A 25,713-nucleotide genomic window follows, 5' to 3' on the forward strand; every position below is an offset into this window, starting at 1 on the left:
GAATTATACGCTCGCTGGCGGGGCCGGGATGGCAGTGACTCGCCAGTCATCGCCCACCGCACGCATTTCAATGATCTTGAGCAACGGCGCCTCACGCATTTGCGCCAATGGCCAGTCCAGCAGCGGACGCGCCGAGGAACCGAGGAACTTGCCGGCGATGAAGATCTGGTACTCGTCCACCAGGCCCTGTTGGGCAAAGGCTCCCGCCAGCCGCGGGCCGGCTTCCACCAGCACCTCGTTGACGCCACGGGCGGCCAGTTCCAACAGCAAACGGCGCAGGTCGACCTGGCCATCGGGGCCAGGCACGATCAGGCACTCCGGACCGTTGGCATATTGCTCCTCCACCGCTGCGCAGGTGGCCACCAGGGCCGGGCCGGCCTTGAAGAACGGCGCGTCGAGGGGCACCCGCAAGCGGCCATCGATCAACACTCGCAACGGCGGCCGGCTCATGGCCAGAGCCGTTTGCTCAGGGTCCAGGCCCAGCTCGGCAGCGCGCACGTTCAGCCGAGCGCCATCCGCCAGCACCGTGTCGGCACCGGTCAACACCACGGAAGACTCCGCCCGCAGGCGCTGCACCGCGGAACGCGCGGCAGGTCCGGTGATCCATTGGCTCTCGCCACTGGCCATGGCGGTACGACCGTCGAGACTCATCGCCAGCTTGACCCGCACATAAGGCAGGCCGTGCTCCATGCGCTTCAGGAAGCCCTGGTTGATCGCCCGGGCCTCACCTTCCAGCACGCCACTGTGGGTCGCGATGCCAGCCTGGGCCAGGCGCTGCAAACCGCGGCCGGCAACTTCCGGGTTCGGGTCCTGCATGGCCGCGACCACCCGCGCCACCCCGGCATTGACCAAGGCATCGGCGCAAGGCGGGGTACGCCCGTGATGACTGCAGGGCTCCAGCGTCACATAGGCCGTGGCGCCACGGGCCTGCTCCCCCGCGGCTCGCAGGGCATGCACTTCGGCGTGGGGCTCACCGGCCCGCACATGCCAGCCTTCGCCTACCACCTGGCCGTCGCGCACGATGACGCAACCGACACGGGGATTGGGATGGGTGCTGTACCGCCCCTTGCGCGCCAGTTCCAGGGCACGGGCCATGTAGTGCGCGTCGAGTACCGCTTGCTCCGGGGACAGGCTCATTGCTTGGCCGGCTCGCGGGCGAGACGGTCGATCTCTTCGCGGAATTCGTTGAGGTCCTGGAAACGTCGATAGACCGAAGCGAAACGGATATAGGCGACTTCATCGAGCTTCTGCAGCTCGGTCATCACCAGCTCACCCACGACCAGGGATTTGACTTCGCGCTCGCCGGTGGCCCGCAGCTTGTGCTTGATGTGCACCAGCGCCGCCTCCAGACGCTCGACACTCACCGGGCGTTTTTCCAGGGCGCGCTGCATACCGGCGCGCAATTTTTCTTCGTCGAAGGGCTGACGGCTGCCGTCAGTCTTGATCAGGCGCGGCATCACCAGTTCGGCAGTTTCGAAGGTGGTGAAACGTTCACCACAGGCCAGGCATTCACGCCGGCGGCGCACCTGTTCGCCCTCGGCGACCAGACGCGAGTCGATGACCTTGGTGTCGTTGGCACCGCAGAAGGGACAGTGCATGGTGGCAGGCAACAAAAAAAGGGAGGGCCATGGTAGCGCATCCCACTGGCAAGACAAGCCATAGCCTTTACGGTATACAGACCGACTATTATGTTTCGCACATGGAATTTCGCCTTGTTGGAGCTTCAGATGCCGCTCAGACCGCTCGTTTTGCTCAGTCTTGTCAGCCTGCTGGTCGCTTGCAGCAGCGATGCCCCGAAACCTGCGGCACCTTCCCCCTCCTCGCAACAAACGCAGAAAAAAAACCAGGAACCCGCCGACCTTGGCCCTTTGCCGGCCTACCAGCGCGAGCTGAGCGGCACCCTCGATGGCGTTCCGGCCGGCGCTGACGTCGAACTGGCGCTGCTGGTGATTGATGAACGTGGTCGCCCGCAGCGCCTGTTGGCCAGCAGCAACCTGACCGGCACCAACCAGGCCCTGCCCTTTCGTCTGCGCTTTGCCCCCGAGGCCTTCCCTGAGGGCGCCCGGGTCGAGTTGCGTGGCCGTGCCAGCCAGTCAGGCCAGTTGATCCTGCATCTGCCGGCACAGCGTATCGGCCAGCCCACCACCCAGGCCCTGGGGCAACTGCAATTCGTCAAAGCCCCATGAAGGTACCGTTCGACCTGCAAGATGCCCTCAGCGAGCTGCTGGGGGACGCGCAACTGGTGGCCTGCGAGCTGCCGGATACCACGCTCAAACTCTGGCTGATCGATGCCGAGAATATGGACCGCGCCTTCACCCCGGAAGAAACCCGACGCATCCTTCACGAGCCGCCCTACTGGAGTTTTTGCTGGGCCAGCGGCCTGGCTCTGGCTCGCTACCTGGCCGAGCACCCGCTGTGGGTGCAAGGCAAGCGGGTGCTGGACTTCGGTGCCGGCTCCGGAGTAGCGGCGATTGCCGCGGCCAAGGCCGGCGCTCTGGAAGTCGTGGCCTGCGACCTCGATCCCCTGGCCATTGCCGCCTGCCGGGCCAATGCCGAACTCAATGGCGTGGAACTGAGCTATTCCACGGACTTCTTCGCCGAGGCCGATCGCTTCGACCTGATCCTGGTGGCGGACGTGCTGTATGACCGAGCCAACCTGCCGCTGCTGGACCAATTCCTCAGCCGTGGCCACGCCGCCCTGGTCGCAGACTCCCGAGTCAGGGACTTCAGGCACCCGCTGTATCAGCGCCTGGAAATGCTCAAGGCCTTTACCCTGCCGGACCTGGCCGAGCCCTGGGAGTTTCGCAACGTAAGCCTGTATCACGCGCAGCGACCGAATGACTACCAACCGGCGTCGGTAGAAACCCTGTAGGCGCTAGCTTGCCGACGATGGCGATTGCCCCCGCACACCCTTTATAGTGGCCCCATTCCCGCTTATTCGAGATACCCCATGAGTCAGGACACGCCGTACATCTTCGACGCCCGCACCGCTGATTTCGACCAGTCGGTCATCGAGAACTCCTTCCACAAGCCGGTCCTGGTGGACTTCTGGGCCGAGTGGTGTGCGCCCTGCAAAGCCTTGATGCCGATGCTGCAACAGATTGCCGAGAGCTATCAGGGTGAGTTGCTGCTGGCCAAGGTCAACTGCGACATCGAGCCGGACATCGTCGCCCGCTTCGGTATCCGCAGCCTGCCTACCGTGGTGCTGTTCAAGGACGGCCAACCGGTGGACGGCTTTGCCGGTGCACAACCGGAATCCGCAGTGCGCGCCATGCTCGAACCCCATGTGCAGATGCCGCCACCACCCGCCGCCGATCCGCTGGAGCAGGCCGAAGCCTTGTTCAACGACGGACGTATCAGTGACGCAGAAACGCTCCTCAAAGTGCTGCTGGGCGAAGACAACAGCAACGCCAAGGCGCTGATCCTCTATGCTCGCTGCCTGGCCGAACGCGGCGAACTGGATGAAGCTCAGACCGTGCTCGACGCCGTCAAGAGCGATGAACACAAAGCCGCGCTGGCCGGTGCCAAGGCGCAGATCACTTTCCTCAAGCAGGCCGCCGACTTACCGGATGCCGCTGATCTCAAGACCCGCCTGGCCAAGGATCCGCTGGACGACGAAGCGGCGTATCAATTGGCAATCCAGCAACTGGCCCGCCAGCAGTACGAAGCGGCGCTGGAAGCCCTGCTCAAGCTGTTCATGCGCAACCGCAGCTATAACGAAGGGGTCGCCCACAAGACCCTGCTGCAAGTCTTCGACTTGCTGGGCAACGATCACCCGCTGGTGACCGCGTATCGCCGTAAACTGTTCGCCGCGCTGTACTGAGCCGGATGTGCTGGCTTGTGTAGGAGCTGGCTTGCCAGCGAATGCGTTCTGACAGACAGAGCCCTTTCGCCAGCAAGCTGGCTCCTACAGGGTCATTGCACCCAGCTGTAGATCGGCGTATCGGCGCCACTCACCACCTTGACCTCAGCGCAGTGGCGCAGGCGCACCAGCAGGCGCTTACCCGCCGCCGCGCTGCCGGTCAGCCCTTCCAATTGTTCCAGCAGTTCCGGCCCGCTGAGCTGCCCAGCCTTGCGCAGCAGGTCCTTGGTGATCTGCCACAGGGCATCGTCCTGATTCACCGGCTTGGCCGCCGCCACAACGCTTTCAGGCTTCGCCGCCTGCAATTGCGCACCCAGCTGTGCCCAATCGCCCTCATCCAGTTCCAGGGTCAAGTCCACCGGCCAGTCACCGATGCTTCCACGAATCCGCAACATCGCTATGCTCCTGAATATTTCTGACGAGCATGCTCCCACGCGTCTTGCACAACGCCAAGCGGAGGGGCAAACTCCGCAACCGATTGTTATAAGATCACATAACATTTATTTCATCTTCGCCCCTGGAGACTTGCCATGCGTCGTCTGCTACTCGCCTTGCCGTTTGCCCTGCTGCCGCTGGCCATTGCCCAGGCGGCCGAGGTCCATGATCACGAACATGAGCACGGCAGCCTCGGCGCTCACGAACATGGTGTCGGACGCTTGAACGCAGTGCTCGATGGCCAGGCTCTGGAGCTGGAGCTGGAAAGCCCGGCGATGAACCTGGTGGGCTTCGAGCACGCCCCCAGCACCGATACCGACAAGGCCAAGGTCGCAGCGGCCCGCGCTCAGCTGGAGCAACCCCTGGTACTGTTCAGCCTGCCCAAGGCGGCCGGTTGCGTAGTCGCCAAGCAGGAACTGCAAAGCCCGCTGTTCGGCGACAAGCCTGATGCCGATGAGCACGACGACGATGATGACCACGGCGAAGATGCCAAAGCCGCCGACGGCCATGAACATCACCACGAACACAGTGAGATCCACGCCCACTACCAGTTCACCTGCGCCAAGCCGGACGTTCTGAAAACCCTCGACCTGAGCCAGATCTTCAAGACCTTCCCCGCCACCGTGAAAATTCAGGTACAACTTATTTCGCCAAGTGGCCAGCAAGGCGTCGAGGCCACGGCCCAGGCCGCTACTCTGAAGTTCTGACCGCTGCCCCTGTAGCTGCCGCCTTCGGCCGCAGCTGCAAAACTCATTTCATGATCGGCCCAACATGACCCAAGCACTTATCGAACTGTCCGAACTGGGCTTCAGCTGGCCCGGTCATCCACAGTTGCTGGACATCCCGGCCTTCCGTCTGGAAGCCGGCGAAACACTATTTCTCAAAGGCCCCAGCGGCAGCGGCAAGACCACCCTGCTGGGCCTGTTGGGCGGCGTGCAAAAGCCCAACCACGGCAGCATCCGCCTGCTGGGCCAGGAGCTGACCGAACTGTCCGCAGGGGCCCGTGACCGCTTTCGTGTGGATCACACCGGCTACATCTTCCAGCAGTTCAATCTGCTGCCATTTCTCTCGGTACGGGAAAACGTCGAGCTGCCCTGCCACTTCTCCAAGTTGCGGGCCAGCCGCGCAGCTCAGCGCCACGGCAGCGTCGACCAGGCCGCCGCCACCTTGCTGGCTCACCTGGGCCTGAAAGATCCGGACCTGCTCAGCCGTCGCGCTGATTCGCTGTCCATCGGCCAGCAGCAACGAGTCGCTGCGGCCAGGGCCTTGATCGGTCAACCCGAGTTGGTGATCGCCGACGAACCCACCTCGGCGCTGGACTACGACGCTCGGGAAGCCTTCCTCCAGTTGCTCTTCGCCGAATGCCGCGAAGCCGGGGCCAGCCTGCTGTTCGTCAGTCACGACCAGAGCCTGGCACCGCTGTTCGATCGCAACCTGTCGCTGGCCGAACTCAATCGCGCCGCCATGCCCGCAGAGGTCTGAGATGTATCTGTTCCGTCTAGCCATGGCCAGCCTGGCTAACCGCCGCTTCACCGCCATTCTCACGGCCTTCGCCATCGCCCTCTCGGTCTGCCTGCTGCTGGCGGTGGAGCGGGTGCGCACCGAGGCCCGGGCCAGTTTCGCCAGTACCATCAGCGGTACCGACCTGATCGTCGGTGCCCGCTCCGGCTCGGTAAACCTGCTGCTGTACTCGGTGTTTCGGATTGGCAACGCCACCAACAACATTCGCTGGGACAGCTTCGAACACTTCGCCAACAACCCGAAAGTGAAGTGGGCAATCCCGATTTCCCTGGGCGACTCCCATCGCGGCTACCGGGTCATGGGCACCACCGACGCTTACTTCCAGCACTACCAGTACGGCCATCAGCAGAATCTGCAACTGGCCGTAGGTCGGGCTTTTGCCACAGACCCTTTTGAAGTGGTGCTGGGGGCCGAAGTCGCCGACGCCTTGCATTACAAACTGGGAGACCAGTTGGTGCTGGCCCATGGCGTAGCGGCCATCAGCCTGGTCAAGCACGACGACAAACCCTTCACCGTGGTCGGCATCCTCAAGCGTACCGGCACGCCGGTGGACCGCACCCTGCACATCAGCCTCGGCGGCATGGAGGCGATCCACATCGACTGGCACAACGGCGTGCCGGCCCGTGGCGATGGGCGCATCAGCGCCGACCAGGCACGCAACATGGACCTGACGCCCCAGGCGATCACCGCGTTCATGCTCGGTCTCAACAGCAAGATCTCGACCTTTGCCCTGCAACGGGAGATCAACGAGTTCCGTGGCGAACCAATGCTCGCGATCCTTCCCGGAGTCGCCCTGCAGGAACTCTGGAGCCTGATGGGTACCGCCGAGAAAGCCTTGTTCGTGGTCTCGTTGTTTGTGGTCCTGACCGGCCTGATCGGCATGCTCACCGCGATCCTCACCAGCCTCAACGAACGCCGCCGGGAGATGGCCATCCTGCGCTCGGTGGGGGCACGCCCCTGGCATATCGCAACCCTGCTGGTGCTGGAGGCATTTGCCCTGGCGTTGTTCGGGGTCCTGGCCGGGCTGGGCCTCCTGTACCTGGGCATCGCCCTGGCCCAGGGCTACGTGCAGTCGGCTTATGGCCTGTACCTGCCACTGTCCTGGCCCAGCCAGTATGAGTGGACGCTGCTGGGCGGTATCCTGATCGCCGCGCTGCTGATGGGCAGCGTGCCGGCCTGGCGCGCCTACCGGCAATCCCTGGCCGATGGCCTGTCGATTCGTTTATGAGCAACGGTTTATGAAGACCCAACGCCTGCTGCGCTCCCTGCTTGCCCTGTCGCTGCTGATCGCCACACCGCTGTGGGCGGCTGGGCCCCCCAAGGACCTGACCTGGTCGGAAATGATCCCGGCGGATGCGCCACCGGAAGTACCGGACATGAAGCCCCTGCACGACCTGTCGCAAATGAGCAACGCGTTGTCCGCGGAATCGGCACCTGCTGCCAAGCAGGATCTGCCCAATGCACCGGTGGTGAAGAGTCTCGACGGCAAGTCGGTGCGCCTCCCGGGCTACATCGTGCCCCTTGAGGTGAATGAGGAAGGCCGCACCACGGACTTCCTGCTGGTGCCTTACTTCGGCGCCTGCATTCACGTGCCGCCACCACCGTCGAACCAGATCGTCCATGTCACCAGCAAAGTCGGAGTGAAACTCGATGAGCTGTACCAGCCCTACTGGATCGAGGGCGACATGCAGGTCAAACCCTCCAGCAGTGAACTGGCGGATGCCGGTTACCAGATGACGGCGCAGAAGATCTACGTCTACGAATTGCAGGAATAAGCGCGGACCACATCGATCTTTTCAGCGGCAAGCCGGTACTGAGCAAGGCATGTGTAGGAGCCGGCTTGCCAGCGAAGGAAACGAACAGCAAAAGAGTGCGGGGCAAAAGAATAGTTCAGCACTGCATCCGGGGTTTGCCATTTCATTGAGCTGAGTCAAGGCAGTCAACTTGACGATCCTTACCATTGGACATAGCCAATCTGAATCGTCCTTTGGAGCTCCCATGCACAAGTCTCTGCTTAGCGCCTCCCTGATCGCGCTCGCACTCGCCGCCCCGCTTGCCAACGCCCACGAAGCCGGTGACATCATCGTTCGCGCCGGTGCGATCACCGTCAATCCGAAAGCCAACAGCTCCGACGTCAAGGTCGACAGCGGCCCGCTGGCCGGCGCCAACCTGGGCGGCAAGGCGACCATGAGCAGCGACACCCAGCTGGGTTTGAACTTTGCTTACATGGTGACCAACAACATCGGTATCGAACTGCTGGCCGCGACCCCGTTCGAACATGACGTGAAGATCCGCGACACTTCCCTGGCTCCGGCCAACGGCAAGCTCGGTACCCTCAAGCACCTGCCACCGACCCTGAGCGTGGTGTACTACCCGCTGGATCACAAGTCGGCGTTCCAACCCTATGTCGGTGCCGGTATCAACTACACCTGGATCTACGACGAGCACGTCGGCAGCCGCGCCCAATCCGAAGGTTTCGACAACTTCCGCGCCAAGAACTCCTGGGGCCTGGCCTGGCAGATCGGTGCCGACTACATGCTGACCGACAACATCATGATCAACGCCCAGGCACGCTACATCGATATCGATACCCGTGCTTATGTGGACAACAACGCACTGGCCGCCGGCACTCGTGCCAAGGTCAATGTCGACGTCGATCCGATGGTCTACATGGTTGGCCTGGGCTACAAGTTCTAAGTCCGCCAGCGACAAAAAAGGCGCCTCTCAAGGCGCCTTTTGCATGTCCGCGATAAACCTCAACGCCCGAGCAAACGGCCCAGCCCGATGCTCATCGGCGTGGGCTTGGGGAAGGTAAAGCGCTGCAGCAGCCGCTGGTTGGCAGCCCGCGAATGGCGAATATCACCGGCACGGGCCGGACCGTAGCTGATAGGCGGCAGCTCACCGACCACCTCGGCCAGCGCCGCGAGCATCTGCTTGAGCGTGGTGGCCTGGTTCAGGCCGACGTTGACCGCCCCGACTTCCAGTTGCGGCGCTTCAAGAGCCTGCACCAACACCTCCACCAGATCGCCGACATAGACGAAATCCCGGGTCTGCTCGCCATCGCCGAATACGGTAATGGGCAGACCTTGCAGAGCCCGCTCGCTGAAGATACTGATGACCCCGGAATACGGCGAAGACGGATCCTGGCGCGGGCCGAAGATGTTGAAGAAACGAAAAATCGCCGGTTCCAATCCATGCTGGCGCCGGTAGAAATCAAAATAATACTCACTCGCCAACTTGTCCGACGCGTAAGGCGTCAACGGTGCCTTGGGGGTGTCCTCGTCGATGGACTCGCCTTCACCGTTGTTGCCATAGACCGCTGCGCTGGAGGCGAACAATACCCGCTTGATGCCGTGCTCGCGCATGGCCTCGCAGACATTGAGGGTGCCGATGAAGTTGCTCTGGTGAGTCTGTACAGGATCGTCCACCGAAGCCTGCACCGAAGCCACCGCCGCCAGGTGCGCCACAGCCTGACAACCCTGCATGGCTCGGCTCACCAGGGCCGCGTCGGCAACATTGCCCTCGATCAACTCCACCCGTGGATTATCCTGTGGCAGGTTGCTCGGTTTGCCGGTGGACAAATCGTCCAGCACCCGCACCGTATATCCCTTGGCAAGCAAGGCATCAGTCAGGTGCGAACCAATAAAACCGGCACCACCGGTGATCAATACAGGGCCATCAGCCATGACGATAAAACCTATCCAGTAAGGCCGGGAGCGCAGCGCGCCAGGCGCGCGGCTTGATCCCGAAGGTGTGAAGGATCTTCTTGCAGGCCAGCACCGCGTGCTGTGGTTCTTCGGCGGCATCGGCGCAGGCCGCATGGGCCTGGGCGGTAGGTGCCTCGATGGCCAGCGGGTGCAATTGCCGCGCCTCAGTGAGCACCGCCTGCCCCAGGGCCAGTGGCGTGGTCGCCTCCTGACCTGCGTAGTGGTAAGTACCCCACAATGGCGCCGCGCAATCGAGTTGCTTGAGCACCGAGATAATCACCCGCGCGGCGTCATCCACCGGGGTCGGATTGCCCCGACGGTCATCCGCCATGAGCAATTCCCCCGGGGATTCGGCGCGTGTCAGGAAGCGCCCGAGAATACCTTCGGCACTGTCATCCAGCAGCCAGCCGAAACGCAGCAACACATGCTGCGGGCAGGTCGCGCGAACGCTCTGCTCGATCCGCCACAGCGCCTGGCCGCGCAGCCCCAGGGGCACCGGCTCGTCTTTCTCGCTGTAGGCAGTAGCCCGAGAGCCGTCGAATACCCGATAGCTCGAAGGCTGCAGCAGAATGATGTTGTGATGCTGGCAAAGCTCTGCCAGACGCTCGACGGCCCGCTCCTGACCGCTCAGGCGCTCCTCGCTCACCGTCTCCGCCTGAAACCAGTCGAAGTAGTAAGCCAGGTTGATCACGGCATCCGGGCGGGTGTCATCAAGCAGTTGCGTGAGGCTCGCAGCGTCCCAGCCGTCTTGCGGCGGACGCGGGGCGAGGAAACCGATGTCTTCCTCCGCACCCAGGCGAATCAGCGCCTGCCCAAGGGCATTTCCGCCGCCCAGTAACATAAGGCGCATTCGCATAAAGTCAGCAGGCCCAATCTGTTCAGAACGATGGTTTGGATCGGTCGATCCCGTGGGGTCGACCGTCGAGAATTGCCAGAATCGTTGCATTTTGCGGGTTTGTCGCGCAACCGTCACTGAGAAAGTACCGCTGCGACCTTGTGCCATCCCCGCCGATTGTAGCCTCTGCCGCAAGCGGCAATAAGGACCGCTGGGCCTTCAAGGGCCTCAGAGCGCCTATCAGGCCGAACGGCCCATCGCAGACTGCAGCGGCGGCTACCGGGTGCGGTGCTTGCAAGTTGTTGTGCTCGGCCGCATAAATTCATCCATGAACCTTGCCAAATCCACGAACCCGGTACTGGACGGTTTTCATCCCGCTGTCAGCGCCTGGTTCAAACACACCTTTGCCTCCGTGACCACGGCCCAGGCTCGCGCCTGGCCGTTGATCGCCCAGCGCCACTCGACCCTGATCGCCGCGCCCACCGGTTCGGGCAAGACCCTGACCGCCTTTCTTGCGGTGATCGACGACCTGGTACGCCAGGGCCTGGCCGAAGGCGGCCAACTGCCGGACGCAACCCTGGTGGTGTACGTCTCGCCGCTCAAGGCCCTGAGCAACGATATCCAGATCAACCTGCAAGACCCGTTGGCCGGCATCACCGAGCAGTTGCGCCTGATGGGTTTGCCGCAGCTGTGCATCCGCACCGCAGTGCGCACCGGCGATACCCCGCAGAAAGACCGCAACGCCATGCGCAAGTGCGCGCCGCAGATCCTCGTCACCACCCCGGAATCTCTCTATGTGCTGCTGGGTTCGGATTCCGGCCGCAAGATGCTGTCCAGCACACGCAGTGTGATCGTCGACGAGATCCACGCGCTGGCCGGGAGCAAGCGCGGCAGCCACCTGGCCCTGAGCCTGGAGCGTTTGCAAGCCTTATGTTCAGAGCCCTTGCTGCGCATCGGCCTGTCGGCCACGCAGAAACCCATCGATGCCGTGTCGCGCTTTCTGGTGGGTCAGGGACGCCCCTGCGAAATCATCGATATCGGCCATGCCCGGCCCCGCGACCTGGACATCGAGGTGCCGCCGGTGCCGCTGTCGGCAGTGATGGCCAATGACGTCTGGGAGCGGGTGTATGAACGCCTTGCCACTCTCGCCCAGGAACACCGCACTACGCTGATATTCGTCAACACCCGACGCTTGGCCGAACGGCTGGCCCGGCACCTGAGCGAGCGCCTGGGCAAGCAGGCCGTGGCCGCGCACCACGGCAGCCTGGCCAAGGAGCAGCGCCTGGAGGCCGAACAACGGCTCAAGGCCGGGGACCTGCAAGTACTGATCGCCACCGCCTCCCTGGAGCTGGGGATCGATATCGGCGATGTCGACCTGGTGTGCCAGATCGGTTCGCCACGCTCGATCTCGGCCTTTTTGCAACGCGTCGGCCGCTCCGGCCACCAGGTCGGCGGCACGCCGAAAGGCCGCTTGTTCGCACTGACCCGCGACGACCTGATCGAATGCGCGGCCCTGCTGGACTGCGTGCGCCGGGGAGAGCTCGACAGCCTGCTGATCCCGCACGCACCACTGGATGTACTGGCCCAGCAGATCGTCGCCGAAGTCAGCTGTCAGGAATGGCCAGAAGCGGCATTGCTGGAAATGCTGCGCCGAGCCACGCCTTATGCCGACCTGGACCAGGGGCAGTATCAGGCCCTGCTGCACATGCTCGCCGAAGGTTTCAATGGCCGCCAGGGACTGCGCAGCGCCTATCTGCACCGTGATGCCCTGACCCGCATCCTACGCGGGCGCCGGGGCGCAAAGCTGACCGCGGTCACCAGCGGCGGGACCATTCCCGACAACGCCGACTACAGCGTTTTGCTGGAACCCCAGGGCCTGAACATCGGCAGCGTCAACGAAGACTTCGCCGTCGAGAGCATCGCCGGCGACGTGTTCCAGTTGGGCAACACCTCCTATCGCATCCTGCAGGTGGAGACTGGCAAGGTGCGGGTCGAGGACGCCCAGGGCCAGCCGCCGAACATTCCCTTCTGGCTCGGCGAGGCCCCGGGGCGCAGCGCCGAATTGTCCAGCGCCGTGGCGCGTCTGCTGGCCCAACTGGACGCCCTGCTCGGCGCGACCCCGGGCCAACTGCAAGGCGCCATCGACTGGTTGCACAGGGAGCTTGGCCTGAACCGCTCCAGCGCCGAACAACTGGTGGATTACCTGGCCCCAGCGCGCCTGGCCCTGGGCGCACTGCCGTCCCAGGACACGCTGATCATGGAGCGTTTCTTCGACGAGTCCGGCGGCACCCAACTGGTGCTCCACAGCCCCTTCGGCAGCCGTATCAACCGCGCTTGGGGCCTGGCCCTGCGCAAGCGTTTCTGCCGCACCTTCAATTTCGAATTGCAGGCCGCCGCCAGCGAAGACGCGATTGTCCTGTCGCTGTCCACCAGCCACAGCTTTGCTCTGGACGACGTCTGGCACTACCTGCACAGCAACAGCGCCGAACACATCCTTATCCAAGCCCTGCTGGATGCCCCGTTGTTCGGCGTGCGCTGGCGCTGGAACGCCGGCGTTGCCCTGGCCCTGCCGCGCTACAGCAGCGGACGCAAAGTGGCACCGCAGATCCAGCGGATGAAAAGCCAGGACCTGATCGCCAGCGTGTTCCCTGACCAGATCGCCTGCCTGGAAAACCTCGCCGGCGAGCGCGAGATCCCCGACCACCCGCTGGTGCAGCAAACCCTCGATGACTGCTTGCACGAGGCCATGGACAGCGACGGCTGGTTGAACCTGCTGCGGCGCATGGAACAGGGCCAGGTGCGCCTGCTCAGCTGCGACCTGCCGGCCCCCTCGCCGCTGGCGGCGGAGATTCTCAGCGCCAAGCCCTACACCTTTCTCGACGATGCGCCCCTGGAGGAACGTCGTACCCAGGCGGTACTGGCCCGACGCTGGAGCGACCCGCAAGCCACGGACAACCTCGGTGCCCTGGATGCCGGCGCCATTGCTGCAGTGGCCGAAGAGGCCTGGCCCAGCCCAGCCAATAGCGATGAGATGCACGAGGCGTTGATGAGCCTGGCCTGTATCAGCGAGGTGGAAGCCCAGGCCAATGCCCATTGGCCGCAGTGGCTGCAAACCCTGGCAGCAAATGGCCGTGCCTGCCGCTTGCAGACCGGGACCGAGGGTGGCTTGTGGCTGGCGCTGGAGCGCATCAACTGCCTGTGCGCGCTGTACCCCCAGGCCTCCTTGCAGCCTGCACTGCAAGCGGTGCCCGGTTTCGATCAAGCCTGGGACACGGAGCCTGCGCTGGTGGAGGTGATTCGCGCCCGACTCAGTGGTTTTGCGCCCCTGACCCTAGCCCAGATCGCCGCGCCCCTGGCGCTGCCTCACGGACAGGTCAGCCAGGCCCTGGTCCAGCTTGAGACTGAGGGCTATGTGCTGCGCGGCCGTTTCAGCCCGGGCAGCCTGGAGGAACAATGGTGCGAACGACACCTGCTGGCGCGGATTCATCGCTACACGGTAAAACGCCTGCGTCGGGAGATCGAGCCCGTGGCGCTGCAGGACTTCATGCGGTTTCTGTTCGACTGGCAGCACCTGTCCCCACGCACCCAAGGTCAGGGCAGCGCCATGCTGGCCGAAGTGGTCCAGCAGTTTGAAGGCTATCCGGCCGCCGCTGCAGCCTGGGACAGCGACTTGCTGCCGTCACGGTTGAAGGACTACTCGGCAAATTGGCTGGACGAGTTGTGCCGCAGCGGCAAAGTGGCCTGGAGCCGCATCAACAGCGGCAAGACCACCAGCAATGCTTTGCGCAGTACCCCGATCGTATTGCTGCCACGCGCCCAAATAGCACTCTGGAGTGGCTTGCCCTGCCCCACCGCCAGCCATGAGCGGTCACCCAAGGCACAGAAAGTCCACGCGGTGCTGAGCCAGCAGGGCGCGCTGTTTTTCGATGAGCTGCTGCATGAGACTCATCTGCTGCGCAGCGAACTGGAGAGCGTGCTGCAAGAGTTGGTGGGCGCTGGACAGGTGAACGCTGACAGCTTCGCCGGGCTGCGGGCCTTGATCACCCCGGCGAGCAAACGCCAGAACCGCAGCAGCCGACGGGGACGCGGAGCCTTTGTCGGCGGCATGGACGATGCCGGCCGCTGGGCTTTACTGCGTCGTTCATCGAACCAGGACTCGGCGGCCACTCTGGAGCATGTGGCCAGGACGCTGCTGCGGCGCTACGGCGTGGTCTTCTGGCGCTTGCTGGAACGCGAGGCAGATTGGCTGCCCAGCTGGCGCGAACTGCTACGCACTTTCCATCGCCTGGAAGCGCGCGGCGAGATCCGTGGCGGACGTTTTGTCAGCGGCCTGGCCGGTGAGCAATTCGCCTTGCCGGAAGCCATCCCAGTGCTGCGCGAAGTCCGTCGCCGCCCCCATGACGGCAGCCTGATCGCAGTCTGCGGCGTGGACCCGCTGAACCTGGCGGGCACCCTGTTGCCCGGCCCCAAGGTGCCGGCGCTGAGTGGCAACCGCCTGGTGTATCGCGACGGTCTACCGGCCGCCGCCGATATCGCCGGCGCCCAACACTTCTGGGTCGAGCTGGAAGCACAGGACGCCCAGGCCCTGCGCAACAAGCTGGTACAGCGCTAAGCCCATGCATTGATTCCTGGCTCTCGCCACCGCCCAAGGACGGGACGGGACTACTGCGCCCGGCCGGCAGCCGCCGGAGAAACGCCGAAACGGTTGCGGTATTCACTGGGGACCAGGCCGGTGATTTTCTTGAACAGGCTGCGAAAGGTCGCCGGGTCCTGGTAACCCACCGTCCAGGCAATGTGATCGATGGTGCCGTTGGTGAACTCGAGCATTTCCCGAGCCTTGCCCACCCGCAGGTGCTGGCAGTACTGGGTTGGCTTGAGGCCAGTGGCTGCGCGAAAACGCCGCAACAGGGTGCGCTCTTCAAGCCCCGCCTGTTGCGCCATCACCGGCAGTGATACATCCACTGCGCCATTGGCCTGCAGCCAGTGCTGCAGCTTGAGAATCGCACCATCGCCGTGATTGAGGATCGGGGCGAAGTTGCTGCCGCACTGGCTGGCGCTGTCGCTGTGTTCCATCACCAGAAAACGTGCGGTGGCACTGGCGATGCTTGGCCCCAGCAAGCGGTCCACCAGGCGCAGGCCCAACTCGGCCCACGCCATCAGCCCGGCCGTGGTGATCAGGTCACCGTCATCGACGATGGGTTGATCGGCCGCAAGCCGCACCTGTGGATAACGCGCGGCGAAGGCCTTCGCAGAGGTCCAATGGGTGGTAGCACTGCGGCCATCAAGCAGGCCGCTTTCGGCCAACAGGATCGAGCCCACGCAGACACCGCCCAGGGTGGCGCCGGCCGCATGTTGCTGGCGCAACCAATTCATCAGGGCGGTGGATGACTGACTGCTGGAGAAACCGGCCAGTGACGGCGGGATCACCACCGCCAGCAAGCCCTCGGAGGCGTCTGCCAGACTGTCATAGATTCGCGTCGGGGCTTGCTCGCCGGACGCCTGCCAATGGCTGACGCGTAACCGCGGCAACTGCGCCAGAGGCTGTTCACTGGCAACACGATTGGCCACTTCGAACAGGTCAGTCAGACCATGTACCGCGGCCATCTGTACCCCGGGATACAGCAGTACGCCCAGTTCGGCGACGGTGCCTTGAATGCCCACTGTCAGTTTTCCCCCTGTTAATGTCGATGCGGCCAATCCTCGAAGAGACCTGGGATAACGATACTGAGCCCCACGTCAACCACTCCCTAGGAGGCAATACCATGGCCAAACAGGCGCTCATCGTAATCGATATCCAGAATGACTACTTCGCCAACGGCAAGTGGCCGCTGGTCGGGGTCGATGCCGCGGCAGACAACGCCGCCAGGCTGATTCAGGCCTTTCGCCAACAGGCGCAACCCGTGGTGCACATTCGTCACGAATTCACCTCCGACAGCGCCCCCTTCTTCACCCCAGGCTCCGAGGGGGCTCGCTTGCACTCCAAGGTGCTGAATCGCGCCGACGAACCCGTGGTGCTCAAGCACTTCGTCAATTCGTTCCGGGAAACCGAACTGCAGGCGATCCTCCAGCAACAGGGCATCGATGAACTGGTGATCGTCGGCAACATGAGCCACATGTGCGTGGAAGGCACCGCCCGGGCCGCTGCTGACCTGGGCTATCCGGTGAAGGTGATCCACGATGCCTGTGCCACCCTCGACCTGGAGTTCAATGGCCAGCGAGTGCCGGCTGCACAGGTTCATAGCACAGTGATGGCGGCCCTGGCGTTCGCCTACGCCAGCGTCCTGTCCAGCGAGGAATTCCTCGCCGCGCAGCGAGCCACTTCGATCTGAGTCTAGGGCTGCACCCATGGGTTGCCTGACACGTGCAGGCAACCTGCCTGAAACTTGCCTGCGGCATGAAACTGACAATGCTGAGGGTTGGATAAAGAACAACTTAGCCAGCAAATACACGAATGATTCTTATTATTGAATGTCGACACCTCCAGCTACTTCCTGGATCTAACAACTCTGTTGAAACGAGCAAATAAATGAGCGGATTAACAAATCGCCTACTCAATAGCTGACTAATAGCCATCAACGGTAGATTTATTATTTAAAATTCTGATTTGAAATATAAGAACACCCACCTCCGACCTCATAACTTCGCCTCTTATCAATCCCCACGCTTACTTCCTATGGTTACTGAAATTTAATATACCAAAAGCTCATACCATCTATAGCGAATCCAAGAAAACCCCTGAATCCTCCGTATTCATTAGCCATTAACGCCTCCAATCCAGGCGCTACCAACCCAATCTACAAGGGGGCTTGCAAGGCAATGAGTACGCACCTCCTGCACTTTTTCACCCCGTCACAAAAACACCTCGCACGCCAGCTTATTCGGCTTACTTGCAAAACCCTCGGCCTTGGCTAAGTTGATAGCTACTCGCCACTGAAGTGCTCTTCAGCCGCTAGAAAACCAATAAGAACAGTTGAGGAACTCAATAACCGAACGCCATCCCTGCCTTACCAGCTGACACTGACACGGAATTAGTCATATCAATCAAGAGGGACGCTTGATGAAGCGCAGCTCGTTGCCTCGTGCCTTCTCGTTGAAAGGTACAGCTGAAAACTACTGGCTCTCGTTATTGCTGTTTTCGACCCTGGTGGTCGCCAGCTTCCTGCTGTTTGAACAGCAGATCCAACAGATGCTGCATCACTTGGGCAGTTTCCTTCCTACCGACCCACTGCAACGTACCAGCCTGGCCCTGTTACTGGTGGCCTTGCTAGCGCTGGATGTGCTGTTGCCGGTGCCCTCCAGCCTGGTGGCCCTGCTGGCCGTGGCGGCCCTGGGCGCGATCGGCGGCTATCTAGTGATCTTCATCGGCCTGTGCCTGGGGGCCTGCCTGGGCTATTGGCTGGGAGCTGGCTACTTTCGCCTGCTGTCCAGTTGGCTGGGGCTCAGGACCTGGCAACCCGGGCAGATGGCCTACCGCCTCAGTACCTTGTCGCTGATTTGCCTGCGTGGCGTTCCGGTGCTGGCAGAAACCTCAGTGCTGGCCGCCGGCATGCAGCGCTATCCATTGCGCCAGTTCCTGCTGGTCACCACCCTGGCCAACGCCGGGCTGGCCCTGGCCTACGCCGCCATCGGCAGTTTACTGGTGGAACAGGATGCCCTGCTGGCAACCATTCTCGCCAGCATGGTCCTGCCGGGGCTGTTCCTGGGAGCCCGCAGCCTGCTGAGAACCCGCACCGCGCAGCCTGAGATCGACCAGGCACGCCCTCTGGAGGGCCGCTTCGAGGTCAGCTACCACTACCCGGTGCTGTTCACCGACCACATCTTCCAGGCGGACAATCCTTGCCTGCATCAACAACTCACCCAGCAGCACCAGGGACGAACCACGGTTCTGGTGTTTGTCGATGAACAAATGCTGCAGTGCTCACCACAGTTACCGCAACAGATCGGCGACTATTTCAGCACCCATGCCACCGACCTGCACCTGCAAGCCGCACCCATTGCGGTACCGGCGGGAGAGTTGAGCAAAACCCCGGCCGTCCTCCAACGCTTGTATACGCACATGCTCGAGCATGGCCTGGACCGCCATTGCTATGTACTGGCCGTGGGTGGCGGTGCGGTGCTGGACGCCGTGGGCTACGCCTGCGCCACTTTCCACCGAGGCATGCGCCTGATCCGTATCCCGACTACGGTACTGGCCCAGAACGATGCCGGTATCGGGGTGAAAAACGGCATCAACGCCTTCGGCCAGAAGAACCTGCTGGGAGCCTTCTACCCGGCTACGGCGGTGATCAATGACTTCCAGTTGCTGCTCAGCCTGTCGCATCGGGACCAGATAGCCGGCCTGGCCGAGGCGGTGAAAGTCGCGGTGATCAAGGACGCGGCTTTCTTCCTGTGGATGGAGCAGCAGGCCGAGGCCCTGGGCAGCTTCGAACACGGCGCCAGCCGCTACGCTATCCGGCGCTGCGCCGAGCTGCATCTGGGCCATATCACCGGGGCCGGCGACCCCTTCGAGCGAGGCAACGGCCGGCCCCTGGACTACGGGCACTGGGCCGCCCACAAGTTGGAAAACCTCAGCCAGCATCGCTTGCGCCATGGCGAGGCGGTGGCGGTGGGCATGGCTTTGGATGCGCTCTATGCCAACGCCATCGGCCTGCTCTCCAACACCGAAACCCAGCGCCTGCTGCAACTGCTGGACAAGCTCGGCTTCAACCTCTGCCCCGCGGAACTGAGCTTGAAGGATAACCAGGGACGCTCCCTGGTCCTGCTGGGGCTGGAAGAGTTCCGCCAGCATCTTGGAGGGCAGCTGTCGATTCCGATGCTCAACCGCGTGGGCCAGTCCATCGATGTGCACCACATTGACCTGTCGCTGATGGAGCAGGCACTGCTGCGCCTGGCCAGTTTCGGCGGACCGGACTTCGCCTGGAGCGAGGGCTGTGCGCAATGAGCCATTCCTCACTGACCACCTGGCTAACCCTGGGACGGGTCTCCAACCTGCCGACGGTGTGGACCAATGCCCTGGCCGCCGCACTGCTGGCCAGCAGCGCCACCACCCTGGCGCCGCCCTCACCGCTGGTCTGGACCTTGTTGCTGGTGGCGCTGTCGGCGCTGTACCTGGCAGGCATGCTGCTCAACGACCTGCTGGATGCCGACTGGGACCAGCAGCACCACAACCCGCGCCCGATTGTCCTCGGCCTGGTCAGTCGCACCCAGGTGAGCCTAGCCACCGCCGCACTGTTGCTGCTGGCGATGCTCTCGGTGCTGGGGCTCAGTCACTTGATCGCCCAGCCGCACTGGCTGCTGGCCAGCGCCGGCTTGTTGCTGCTGTTTATCCTGGCCTACAACCTGCTGCACAAAAACTACCCACACAGCGTCTGGCTGATGGGCGGCTGCCGCTCGGCCCTGTACCTGACCGCCGCCGCCAGCCTCGCCATGCCGCCGCAGCCCCTGTGGCTGTGCGCCGCGCTGCTGGGTACCTACATCGCCGGCCTGACCTATCTGGCCCGACTGGAACATCGCAACCAACTGCTCAGCCGCCTGCCGCTGCTGCTCATGCTCAGCCCCCTGGCCCTGGCAGCCTATGCCGACAACAGCGTGTTCTGGCTGGTCCTGTTGCTGTGGCTCGGCTGGTTGGGCTGGCACTACCGGCGCCACCTGGCCAACCCGCAACAACGGCAGATCCGCGCCTTCATCGGTGCCGGCCTGGCCGCCCTGCCGCTGTTCGATGCCTTGGTACTGGCCCTGGCCAATCAACCCCTGGGCAGCCTGCTGTGCGTGCTGGTGTTTTTCCTGCTTCCCCACCTTCAACGCTGGATCAAGCCGACATGACCATGGACGTCATTTCCCCCACCGCGCCCCCGCTAGCCATCCGTCATGAAGCCTTTGCCCAGCGGCGCCGGCTACTCGATGGGCAACTCGACGACAACCGCCGCCACTGGTGGCTGGAGGCCCTTGAGCAATTGGCCCGGCAGCCGTCGGCCAATACCCTGGTGCTGCTCAGCAGTCAGTGCAAGCGCCACCTCGGCGACGAACCGGTGCCCAATAGCCAAGGCTGGACCCGCACCCAACTGGCTCGTGCGCTGCTCTTGGCGCAACTCCTCGAACAGCAGGCTGGCGCCGATCAGCTGGGCCTGCTGCGCCAGCTGTTTCTCTGGGGCGACGATCAGGAGAAAAGCGTGCTGCTCAAGGTCCTGGATGACCTGGATACAACCGGCCTCAATCTGGATCTCGCGCTCCAGGCAGGACGCACCAACAACCGCGAAGTGTTCGCGGCCATCGCCCTGGACAACCCCTTCCCCGCTCAGCATTACCACGACCGGGCATTCCATCAGTTAGTGCTCAAGAGCTTGGGCATGGGCCTGGACAGCCGCCGGATCAACGGCCTGGCCCAGCGTCGCAGTGTCGACCTCAACCAGCTGGCGCTGGACCTGATGGAAGAACAATTGGCCGCCGAACGCGCCGTCTCCGACGGGCTGCCCCAGGCCATCGCCTTCGAACTCTTGAGCCAGGCCCAGCGCCAGCGTCTGCGCGGGCTGTGCCAGCAGCGACGACTGCCACCGCACTGGCTCGAACATCTTGCGAGCGACACCTGAACCACCTCAGGCCGGACCTCATCACTGTTTTTCTACCGCCACATCAGGGACTCACCATGCCGAAGTACTTCGACCCGCATATCCATATGGTCAGCCGCACCACCGACGACTACCAGAACATGGCCGCCGCCGGGATCACCGGGGTGATCGAGCCAGCCTTCTGGCAGGGCCAGGCGCGCACCAGCGTCGGCAGCTTCATCGACTATTTCGACACCCTGCTGGGCTGGGAGCGCTTTCGCGCCAGCATGTTCGGCATCCATCACTTCTGCACCATTGGCCTCAATCCCAAGGAAGCCAACGACCTGTCGGTGGCCAACGAAGTACTGGAGATCCTGCCGCGCTACCTGGTCAAGGACGGCGTGGTGGCAGTAGGTGAAATCGGCTATGACGACATCACGCCGGAGGAGGACCGGTTTCTCGCCGCGCAACTGGAACTGGCCAAACAGTTCAACTTGCCGGTGCTGGTGCACACCCCGCACCGGGACAAGATCGGTGGCACCAAGCGCACCCTGGCAGTGATCCGCGAAGTGGCCATCGCCGAGCACCTGGTGATCATCGATCACCTCAACGAACTGACCCTGCCGCTGGTACTCGATAGCGACTGCTGGCGTGGGCACTCCATCTACCCCAATACCAAGATGTCGGAACAGCGCATGGTGGCCCTGCTCAAGGAGTACGGCACCGAGAAAATGGTGGTCAACAGCGCTGCCGACTGGGGCATCAGCGATCCGCTCAAGGTGCCCAAGACCGGCCAGGCCATGCTCGCCGCCGGGTTCACCGAGGCCCAGGTGGAACAGGTGCTGTTCCACAACCCGGTGGATTTTTTCGCCCAGAGCGGGCAGTTGGACAAACAACTGGTGAGCACCCCACTGCCTATCGACCAACGCCGCCAATGGCAGGAAAACTCCGCCCTGCGGGGCCAGGACCCGGTGGTCAAATGAGCACACGGGCCGGCTGGAGCGCCGCGCAGATCGGTTACTGCAGCAACGTGCACCCGGCCCGGGACGTGGCCGGCCTGCGGCTATCAATTCAGGAGCACTTCCAGGAAGTACGCCGTCAGCGTGGGCTGGCGGTGCAGGACAGCGGCCTGTGGATCAGCGCCCAGGCCGCCGCCGAACTGCAGCAACCAGAAGTGTGTGCGGCATTCCTCGACCAGTTGCGTGACTGCGGGTTGCGCCTGACATCCCTCAACGGTTTTCCCTACGGCCAGTTTCATCAGGGTGCTGTGAAGGCCGAGGTCTATCGGCCGACCTGGGCCGAGCCGCAGCGCCTGGAATACAGCCTGCAACTGGCCAGGTTCCTCGCCATCGCCTTGCCTCTGGACTGCCATCAAGGGGTGATTTCCAGCGTGCCCCTCGGCTATGCCGCCACCTGGGACGACGAGCAGCAGCAACGGGCCGAAGACCATTTGCGGCAACTGACCGCCGAGCTGGCCAGCCTGCATCGGCACAGCGGCAAGAAAATCGTGGTGTGCCTGGAGATGGAGCCGGACTGCGTGCTGGAAAACACAGAGCAGGCCATCGCCTTTTTCAAACGCTGGCAAGCCACCGATCCCCATCACAGCTATCTCGCCCTGTGCTTCGATGTCTGCCACCAGGCGGTGCTCTTCGAGGACTGCTACCAGTCGCTGCAACGGCTGCTGCAGGCGCGCATACCGGTGGGCAAGATCCAACTGTCCAACGCGCTGATCTGCCACCTGCCGTTCGCTGACCGTCAACGCCGCGAGCAGGTGCTGCAGGCCCTGGGCAACTTCGCCGAAGCCACCTACCTGCATCAGGTGAAAGCCCGGGACATCGAGGGACAATTGCTGGCCTGGGCCGATCTGCCAGCGGCACTGCAAGCCGTGGAGGCGACGCAGGGGCAATGCCCTGAGTTGCGGATTCACTTCCACGTGCCCTTGTTCAGCGAGCAGTTCCTGCTGACGGAGCTCAGTGGCAGTCAACAGGCCCTGATGCAGACCTTCGACTTCCTGGCCGCGCATCCGCATTTCCAGCCGGTACTGGAGGTGGAAACCTACAGCTGGAATGTTTTGCCCGGTGCCCTGCGCCCGGACACTCAGCACGCCCTGCTGCAAGGCATAGCGGCGGAGTTGCAATGGGTCGAAGGCCAGTTGCGCCAACGGCATTTGCTGCGTGCGCAGTCCACCTCTCAGGAGGCGCATGCCCATGCCCACTGAGCGCCTGCGCCAACCCTTGCTGCTGATCAACGTGGTTGGGCTCACGCCGAGCTTGTTGGGACCGGCCACACCACGGATCAACGCCCTGCTGCGACGCGCGAAAATGGCCAAGCTGCAACCGGTGTTCCCCGCCGTGACCTCGACTGTACAGGCCTCGATCCTCACCGGGCTGGCGCCGTCGGAGCACGGTATCGTCGGCAACGGTTGGTATTTTCGTGATCAGGCCGAAGTGCGTTTCTGGCTGCAGCCCAATGCGCTGATCCAGGGTGAAAAGGTCTGGCAGACCCTGCAACGGGAAATCCCCGGCCTGCGCTGCAGCCAGCTGTTCTGGTGGTTCAACATGTACGCCCAGGTGGACGCGGCCATTACCCCGCGGCCGCACTACCCGGCCGACGGGCGCAAGATGTTCGGCCTCTATTCGTCGCCGCCGGGCCTGCATGAACGCATCGAACAGCAGATCGGCGAGTTCCCTTTTCCGAGCTTCTGGGGCCCGGCCGCGGGGATCGCCTCCAGCCGCTGGATCGTCGACTGCGCCATCGCCGAGTTCCAGATCAGCCGCCCCGACCTGCAGCTGATCTACCTGCCGCACCTGGATTACAGCCTGCAACGCCTAGGGCCAGAGCACCCGTCCATCAGTGACGAAGTGCAGGCCATCGACCATGAAGTCGGACGCCTGCTGGACTTTGCCGAGCAGCAAGGCGCGGCGGTGATGCTGCTCTCCGAATACGGCATCGAGCCGGTACAGCAGTCCATTTCCATCAACCGCCTACTGCGTGAACAAGGCTTGCTTGAGGTACGCCGTTCCTTGAGCTGGGAGTTGCTCGACCCCGGCGCCAGCGCCGCCTTTGCCGTGGCCGACCACCAGATCGCCCACGTTTACGTGCGCCAGCCTGCGGATGTCGCCCGGGTCAAGGCGCTGTTGCAGAGCCACCCCGGCATCGAGCAGGTGCTGGATAAAACCGAGCAGCGGGCCTGGCAGCTCGATCATCCGCGCAGTGGTGAATTGGTGGCGGTGGCCGCTCCGGGCTCCTGGTTCGATTACTACTACTGGTTCGACGACCGCCTGGCCCCGGATTTCGCCCGCACCGTGGATATCCACCGTAAACCGGGCTACGACCCGCTGGAATTGTTCATCGACCCGGCGATCCGCTTTCCCAAACTGCGGGTCGCCCGCCGCCTGCTACAGAAAAAGCTCGGCTTTCGCTACTACATGGACCTGATTCCCCTGGACACCCGACTGATTCGCGGCAGCCATGGACGCTTGCCGAGCAACGACCAGGTCGGGCCCCTGCTGATCACCGATTGTGATTTACCACTGCCGGAGTACCTGCCGGCCACTGCGGTAAAGCAACTGCTCCTAGAGCATTTCCTAGGGCGCCCCTATGACGACACGGCTCAGGCCAAGGAGATTCCATGCGGCGAACCATCCCTATAGCAGTGCTCAGCCTGTTGAGCGGTTTCGCTCAAGCTCAGAGCACCTTTGATTGCAGCACCTTCCTCAACTTCGCAGGTAATCCGGCCGGCACCCTGACGACCTTCAAGCAGAGTCCAGAAACCATGGCCTGGAACTGGTTCGTCTGCCTCAACCAGCCGGTCAGCGCCGGTAATACACAGCGGGTCTGGGAAGCCTTCAAGCCTTCCGAGCAGGTTTATCAGAGCGAGGGCCAGCCGCCCCTGCCCTACGCCCAGCGCGAACCAGTACCAGCCCAGGTGCTGCAACTGGCGCAAAGCCAGGGCATGGACCCCAAGGGTGCGTTCCAGAACCTGGGCAGCGACAACGATGGCAGCACCGACAACGGCACCCAGCAAGTCGATGGCCTGGTCCTGCAAATGGGCAACCAGGTGCCCGAGGCGCAACGCGGCCAGTCGGTACGCTTCCACCTGATGATGGGCCAGGACACTTTCAACCTCATCGTCGACAAAGAGCTTTACAACCGCAACGGCATTGCCGCACTGACCAGCGACCTGGACTTCCCCGCCACCGCCTGGGAGTTGAAAACCGCTTGGCTGTGGATCGCCCTCGACCAGGCGTTCAAGACCACGCTGAGCCGGGACGGCTACTACATCACCCAGGCCTACTACGTCGACAAGAAAGGCCAGTATCAGGTCGGCTATGCCGCCCTCAGCGGCATGCACGTGATCAACAAACTGACCCCGGACTGGGTCTGGACCACCTTCGAGAACGTCAACAACAGCAAATACACGGTCACCAACGATATGCCGGCCAAGCCGATGACCAACATCACCGGCCCCACCCCATTGGCCCAACCAGTCAATGCCAGCTTCCAGCAGCAGTACCCGGCGCTGGGGCAGTACGAACTGATCGGCGTGCAATTCGACCAGCACCAGCCACAACCCAAACTACTGGCCAACTCGCAAATGGAGTCGGCGTTCCAGAGTCATTCATCGTGCCTGGCCTGCCACAACACCGCGGCCTACTCGAAGCAGAACAGCTTCTTCAATTTCGCCCTGCCCGAGAATGACGGCATCGTCTATCCCACCAGCGTGCTGCCGGCCTCCGACTTTGTCGGTTATCAGAAACTGGATTACGTCTGGTCGCTCAAACGCGCCCAGTGGAAACGCTAAGGAGC

At 63.0% G+C, this 25,713-nt stretch carries 23 protein-coding genes; 17 read left to right on the forward strand and 6 right to left on the reverse strand.

Features of this window, described 5'->3' with window-relative positions; translation table 11 throughout:
• Positions 1-3: 3 nt before the first annotated feature.
• Positions 4-1,137: a bifunctional diaminohydroxyphosphoribosylaminopyrimidine deaminase/5-amino-6-(5-phosphoribosylamino)uracil reductase RibD gene (gene ribD / locus GV819_RS13555; RefSeq protein ID WP_161756588.1), complete on the reverse strand. Its 1,134-nt coding sequence runs from the start codon at positions 1,135-1,137 to the stop codon at positions 4-6.
• Positions 1,134-1,598, reverse strand: a complete 465-nt coding sequence (gene nrdR, locus GV819_RS13560) for a transcriptional regulator NrdR (RefSeq protein ID WP_019095943.1) — start codon at positions 1,596-1,598, stop codon at positions 1,134-1,136. Before nrdR ends, ribD begins: the two co-directional genes overlap by 4 nt.
• 129 nt (positions 1,599-1,727) lie before the next feature.
• Here nrdR and GV819_RS13565 point away from each other — a divergent pair, with 129 nt between their 5' ends.
• The 3 genes from GV819_RS13565 to trxA all read left to right on the forward strand — a co-directional run bounded on the left by GV819_RS13565 (position 1,728) and on the right by trxA (position 3,823).
• Positions 1,728-2,186 carry a hypothetical protein gene (locus GV819_RS13565; RefSeq protein ID WP_161756589.1) on the forward strand — a complete coding sequence of 153 codons (459 nt, stop codon included), beginning with the start codon at positions 1,728-1,730 and terminating at the stop codon, positions 2,184-2,186.
• Positions 2,183-2,872, forward strand: a complete 690-nt coding sequence (locus GV819_RS13570) for a class I SAM-dependent methyltransferase (protein WP_161756590.1) — start codon at positions 2,183-2,185, stop codon at positions 2,870-2,872. The genes GV819_RS13565 and GV819_RS13570 overlap by 4 nt, the downstream gene beginning before the upstream one ends.
• Before the next feature lie 78 nt (positions 2,873-2,950).
• Positions 2,951-3,823, forward strand: coding sequence for a thioredoxin (gene trxA / locus GV819_RS13575; protein WP_161756591.1), 873 nt, complete (start codon positions 2,951-2,953; stop codon positions 3,821-3,823).
• Positions 3,824-3,915: 92 nt separating this feature from the next.
• Here trxA and GV819_RS13580 read toward each other — a convergent pair whose 3' ends face one another.
• Complete coding sequence (locus GV819_RS13580; protein ID WP_161756592.1) at positions 3,916-4,257, reverse strand: hypothetical protein; 342 nt, start codon at positions 4,255-4,257, stop codon at positions 3,916-3,918.
• 135 nt (positions 4,258-4,392) lie between these two features.
• On the opposite strand from GV819_RS13580, the gene GV819_RS13585 reads away from it, so the two are divergent.
• The 5 genes from GV819_RS13585 to GV819_RS13605 all read left to right on the forward strand — a co-directional run bounded on the left by GV819_RS13585 (position 4,393) and on the right by GV819_RS13605 (position 8,515).
• A complete protein-coding gene (locus GV819_RS13585) occupies positions 4,393-5,004 on the forward strand; it encodes a DUF2796 domain-containing protein (protein ID WP_161756593.1) in 612 nt (203 codons plus the stop codon).
• A gap of 64 nt (positions 5,005-5,068) precedes the next feature.
• A complete protein-coding gene (locus tag GV819_RS13590; protein WP_161756594.1) occupies positions 5,069-5,779 on the forward strand; it encodes an ABC transporter ATP-binding protein in 711 nt (236 codons plus the stop codon).
• Position 5,780: 1 nt separating this feature from the next.
• Positions 5,781-7,046 (forward strand): ABC transporter permease, encoded by a 1,266-nt coding sequence (locus tag GV819_RS13595; protein ID WP_161756595.1) that lies wholly within the window; start codon positions 5,781-5,783, stop codon positions 7,044-7,046.
• A gap of 25 nt (positions 7,047-7,071) precedes the next feature.
• Entirely contained in the window at positions 7,072-7,593 is a 522-nt protein-coding gene (locus tag GV819_RS13600) for a DUF3299 domain-containing protein (RefSeq protein WP_178124867.1), read from the forward strand.
• Between the two features lie 223 nt (positions 7,594-7,816).
• Entirely contained in the window at positions 7,817-8,515 is a 699-nt protein-coding gene (locus GV819_RS13605; RefSeq protein ID WP_161756597.1) for an OmpW/AlkL family protein, read from the forward strand.
• Between the two features lie 59 nt (positions 8,516-8,574).
• Here GV819_RS13605 and GV819_RS13610 read toward each other — a convergent pair whose 3' ends face one another.
• Complete coding sequence (locus GV819_RS13610) at positions 8,575-9,504, reverse strand: NAD-dependent epimerase/dehydratase family protein (protein ID WP_161756598.1); 930 nt, start codon at positions 9,502-9,504, stop codon at positions 8,575-8,577.
• A complete protein-coding gene (locus GV819_RS13615; RefSeq protein WP_161756599.1) occupies positions 9,497-10,381 on the reverse strand; it encodes a sugar nucleotide-binding protein in 885 nt (294 codons plus the stop codon). Before GV819_RS13615 ends, GV819_RS13610 begins: the two co-directional genes overlap by 8 nt.
• Positions 10,382-10,688: 307 nt before the next feature.
• Between GV819_RS13615 and GV819_RS13620 the strand changes: the two genes are divergently transcribed.
• The gene (locus GV819_RS13620) at positions 10,689-14,972 is read left to right on the forward strand and encodes a DEAD/DEAH box helicase (protein ID WP_161756600.1); all 4,284 of its coding nucleotides are present in this window, start codon (positions 10,689-10,691) and stop codon (positions 14,970-14,972) included.
• 50 nt (positions 14,973-15,022) lie between these two features.
• Here GV819_RS13620 and GV819_RS13625 read toward each other — a convergent pair whose 3' ends face one another.
• On the reverse strand, positions 15,023-15,964 hold the full coding sequence (locus GV819_RS13625) for a GlxA family transcriptional regulator (protein ID WP_178125998.1): 942 nt from the start codon (positions 15,962-15,964) through the stop codon (positions 15,023-15,025).
• A 158-nt stretch (positions 15,965-16,122) separates the two neighbouring features.
• Between GV819_RS13625 and GV819_RS13630 the strand changes: the two genes are divergently transcribed.
• From GV819_RS13630 to GV819_RS13665, 8 genes are all read left to right on the forward strand, one after another.
• Positions 16,123-16,689, forward strand: coding sequence for a cysteine hydrolase family protein (locus tag GV819_RS13630; RefSeq protein ID WP_161756602.1), 567 nt, complete (start codon positions 16,123-16,125; stop codon positions 16,687-16,689).
• A gap of 728 nt (positions 16,690-17,417) precedes the next feature.
• Positions 17,418-19,301, forward strand: coding sequence for a 3-dehydroquinate synthase (locus GV819_RS13635; RefSeq protein WP_161756603.1), 1,884 nt, complete (start codon positions 17,418-17,420; stop codon positions 19,299-19,301).
• Positions 19,298-20,182 (forward strand): UbiA family prenyltransferase, encoded by an 885-nt coding sequence (locus GV819_RS13640; RefSeq protein WP_161756604.1) that lies wholly within the window; start codon positions 19,298-19,300, stop codon positions 20,180-20,182. The genes GV819_RS13635 and GV819_RS13640 overlap by 4 nt, the downstream gene beginning before the upstream one ends.
• Entirely contained in the window at positions 20,179-20,946 is a 768-nt protein-coding gene (locus GV819_RS13645) for an EboA domain-containing protein (protein ID WP_161756605.1), read from the forward strand. Before GV819_RS13640 ends, GV819_RS13645 begins: the two co-directional genes overlap by 4 nt.
• A gap of 56 nt (positions 20,947-21,002) precedes the next feature.
• A complete protein-coding gene (locus tag GV819_RS13650) occupies positions 21,003-21,887 on the forward strand; it encodes a TatD family hydrolase (RefSeq protein ID WP_161756606.1) in 885 nt (294 codons plus the stop codon).
• Complete coding sequence (eboE, locus tag GV819_RS13655; RefSeq protein WP_161756607.1) at positions 21,884-23,122, forward strand: metabolite traffic protein EboE; 1,239 nt, start codon at positions 21,884-21,886, stop codon at positions 23,120-23,122. Before GV819_RS13650 ends, eboE begins: the two co-directional genes overlap by 4 nt.
• Positions 23,112-24,557 carry an alkaline phosphatase family protein gene (locus GV819_RS13660; RefSeq protein ID WP_161756646.1) on the forward strand — a complete coding sequence of 482 codons (1,446 nt, stop codon included), beginning with the start codon at positions 23,112-23,114 and terminating at the stop codon, positions 24,555-24,557. Before eboE ends, GV819_RS13660 begins: the two co-directional genes overlap by 11 nt.
• Positions 24,536-25,708, forward strand: a complete 1,173-nt coding sequence (locus GV819_RS13665) for a hypothetical protein (RefSeq protein WP_161756608.1) — start codon at positions 24,536-24,538, stop codon at positions 25,706-25,708. The genes GV819_RS13660 and GV819_RS13665 overlap by 22 nt, the downstream gene beginning before the upstream one ends.
• Positions 25,709-25,713: the final 5 nt, after the last annotated feature.

Origin of the sequence: Pseudomonas sp. Fl5BN2 (genome assembly GCF_009908205.1) — a bacterium.
Classification (GTDB): domain Bacteria; phylum Pseudomonadota; class Gammaproteobacteria; order Pseudomonadales; family Pseudomonadaceae; genus Aquipseudomonas.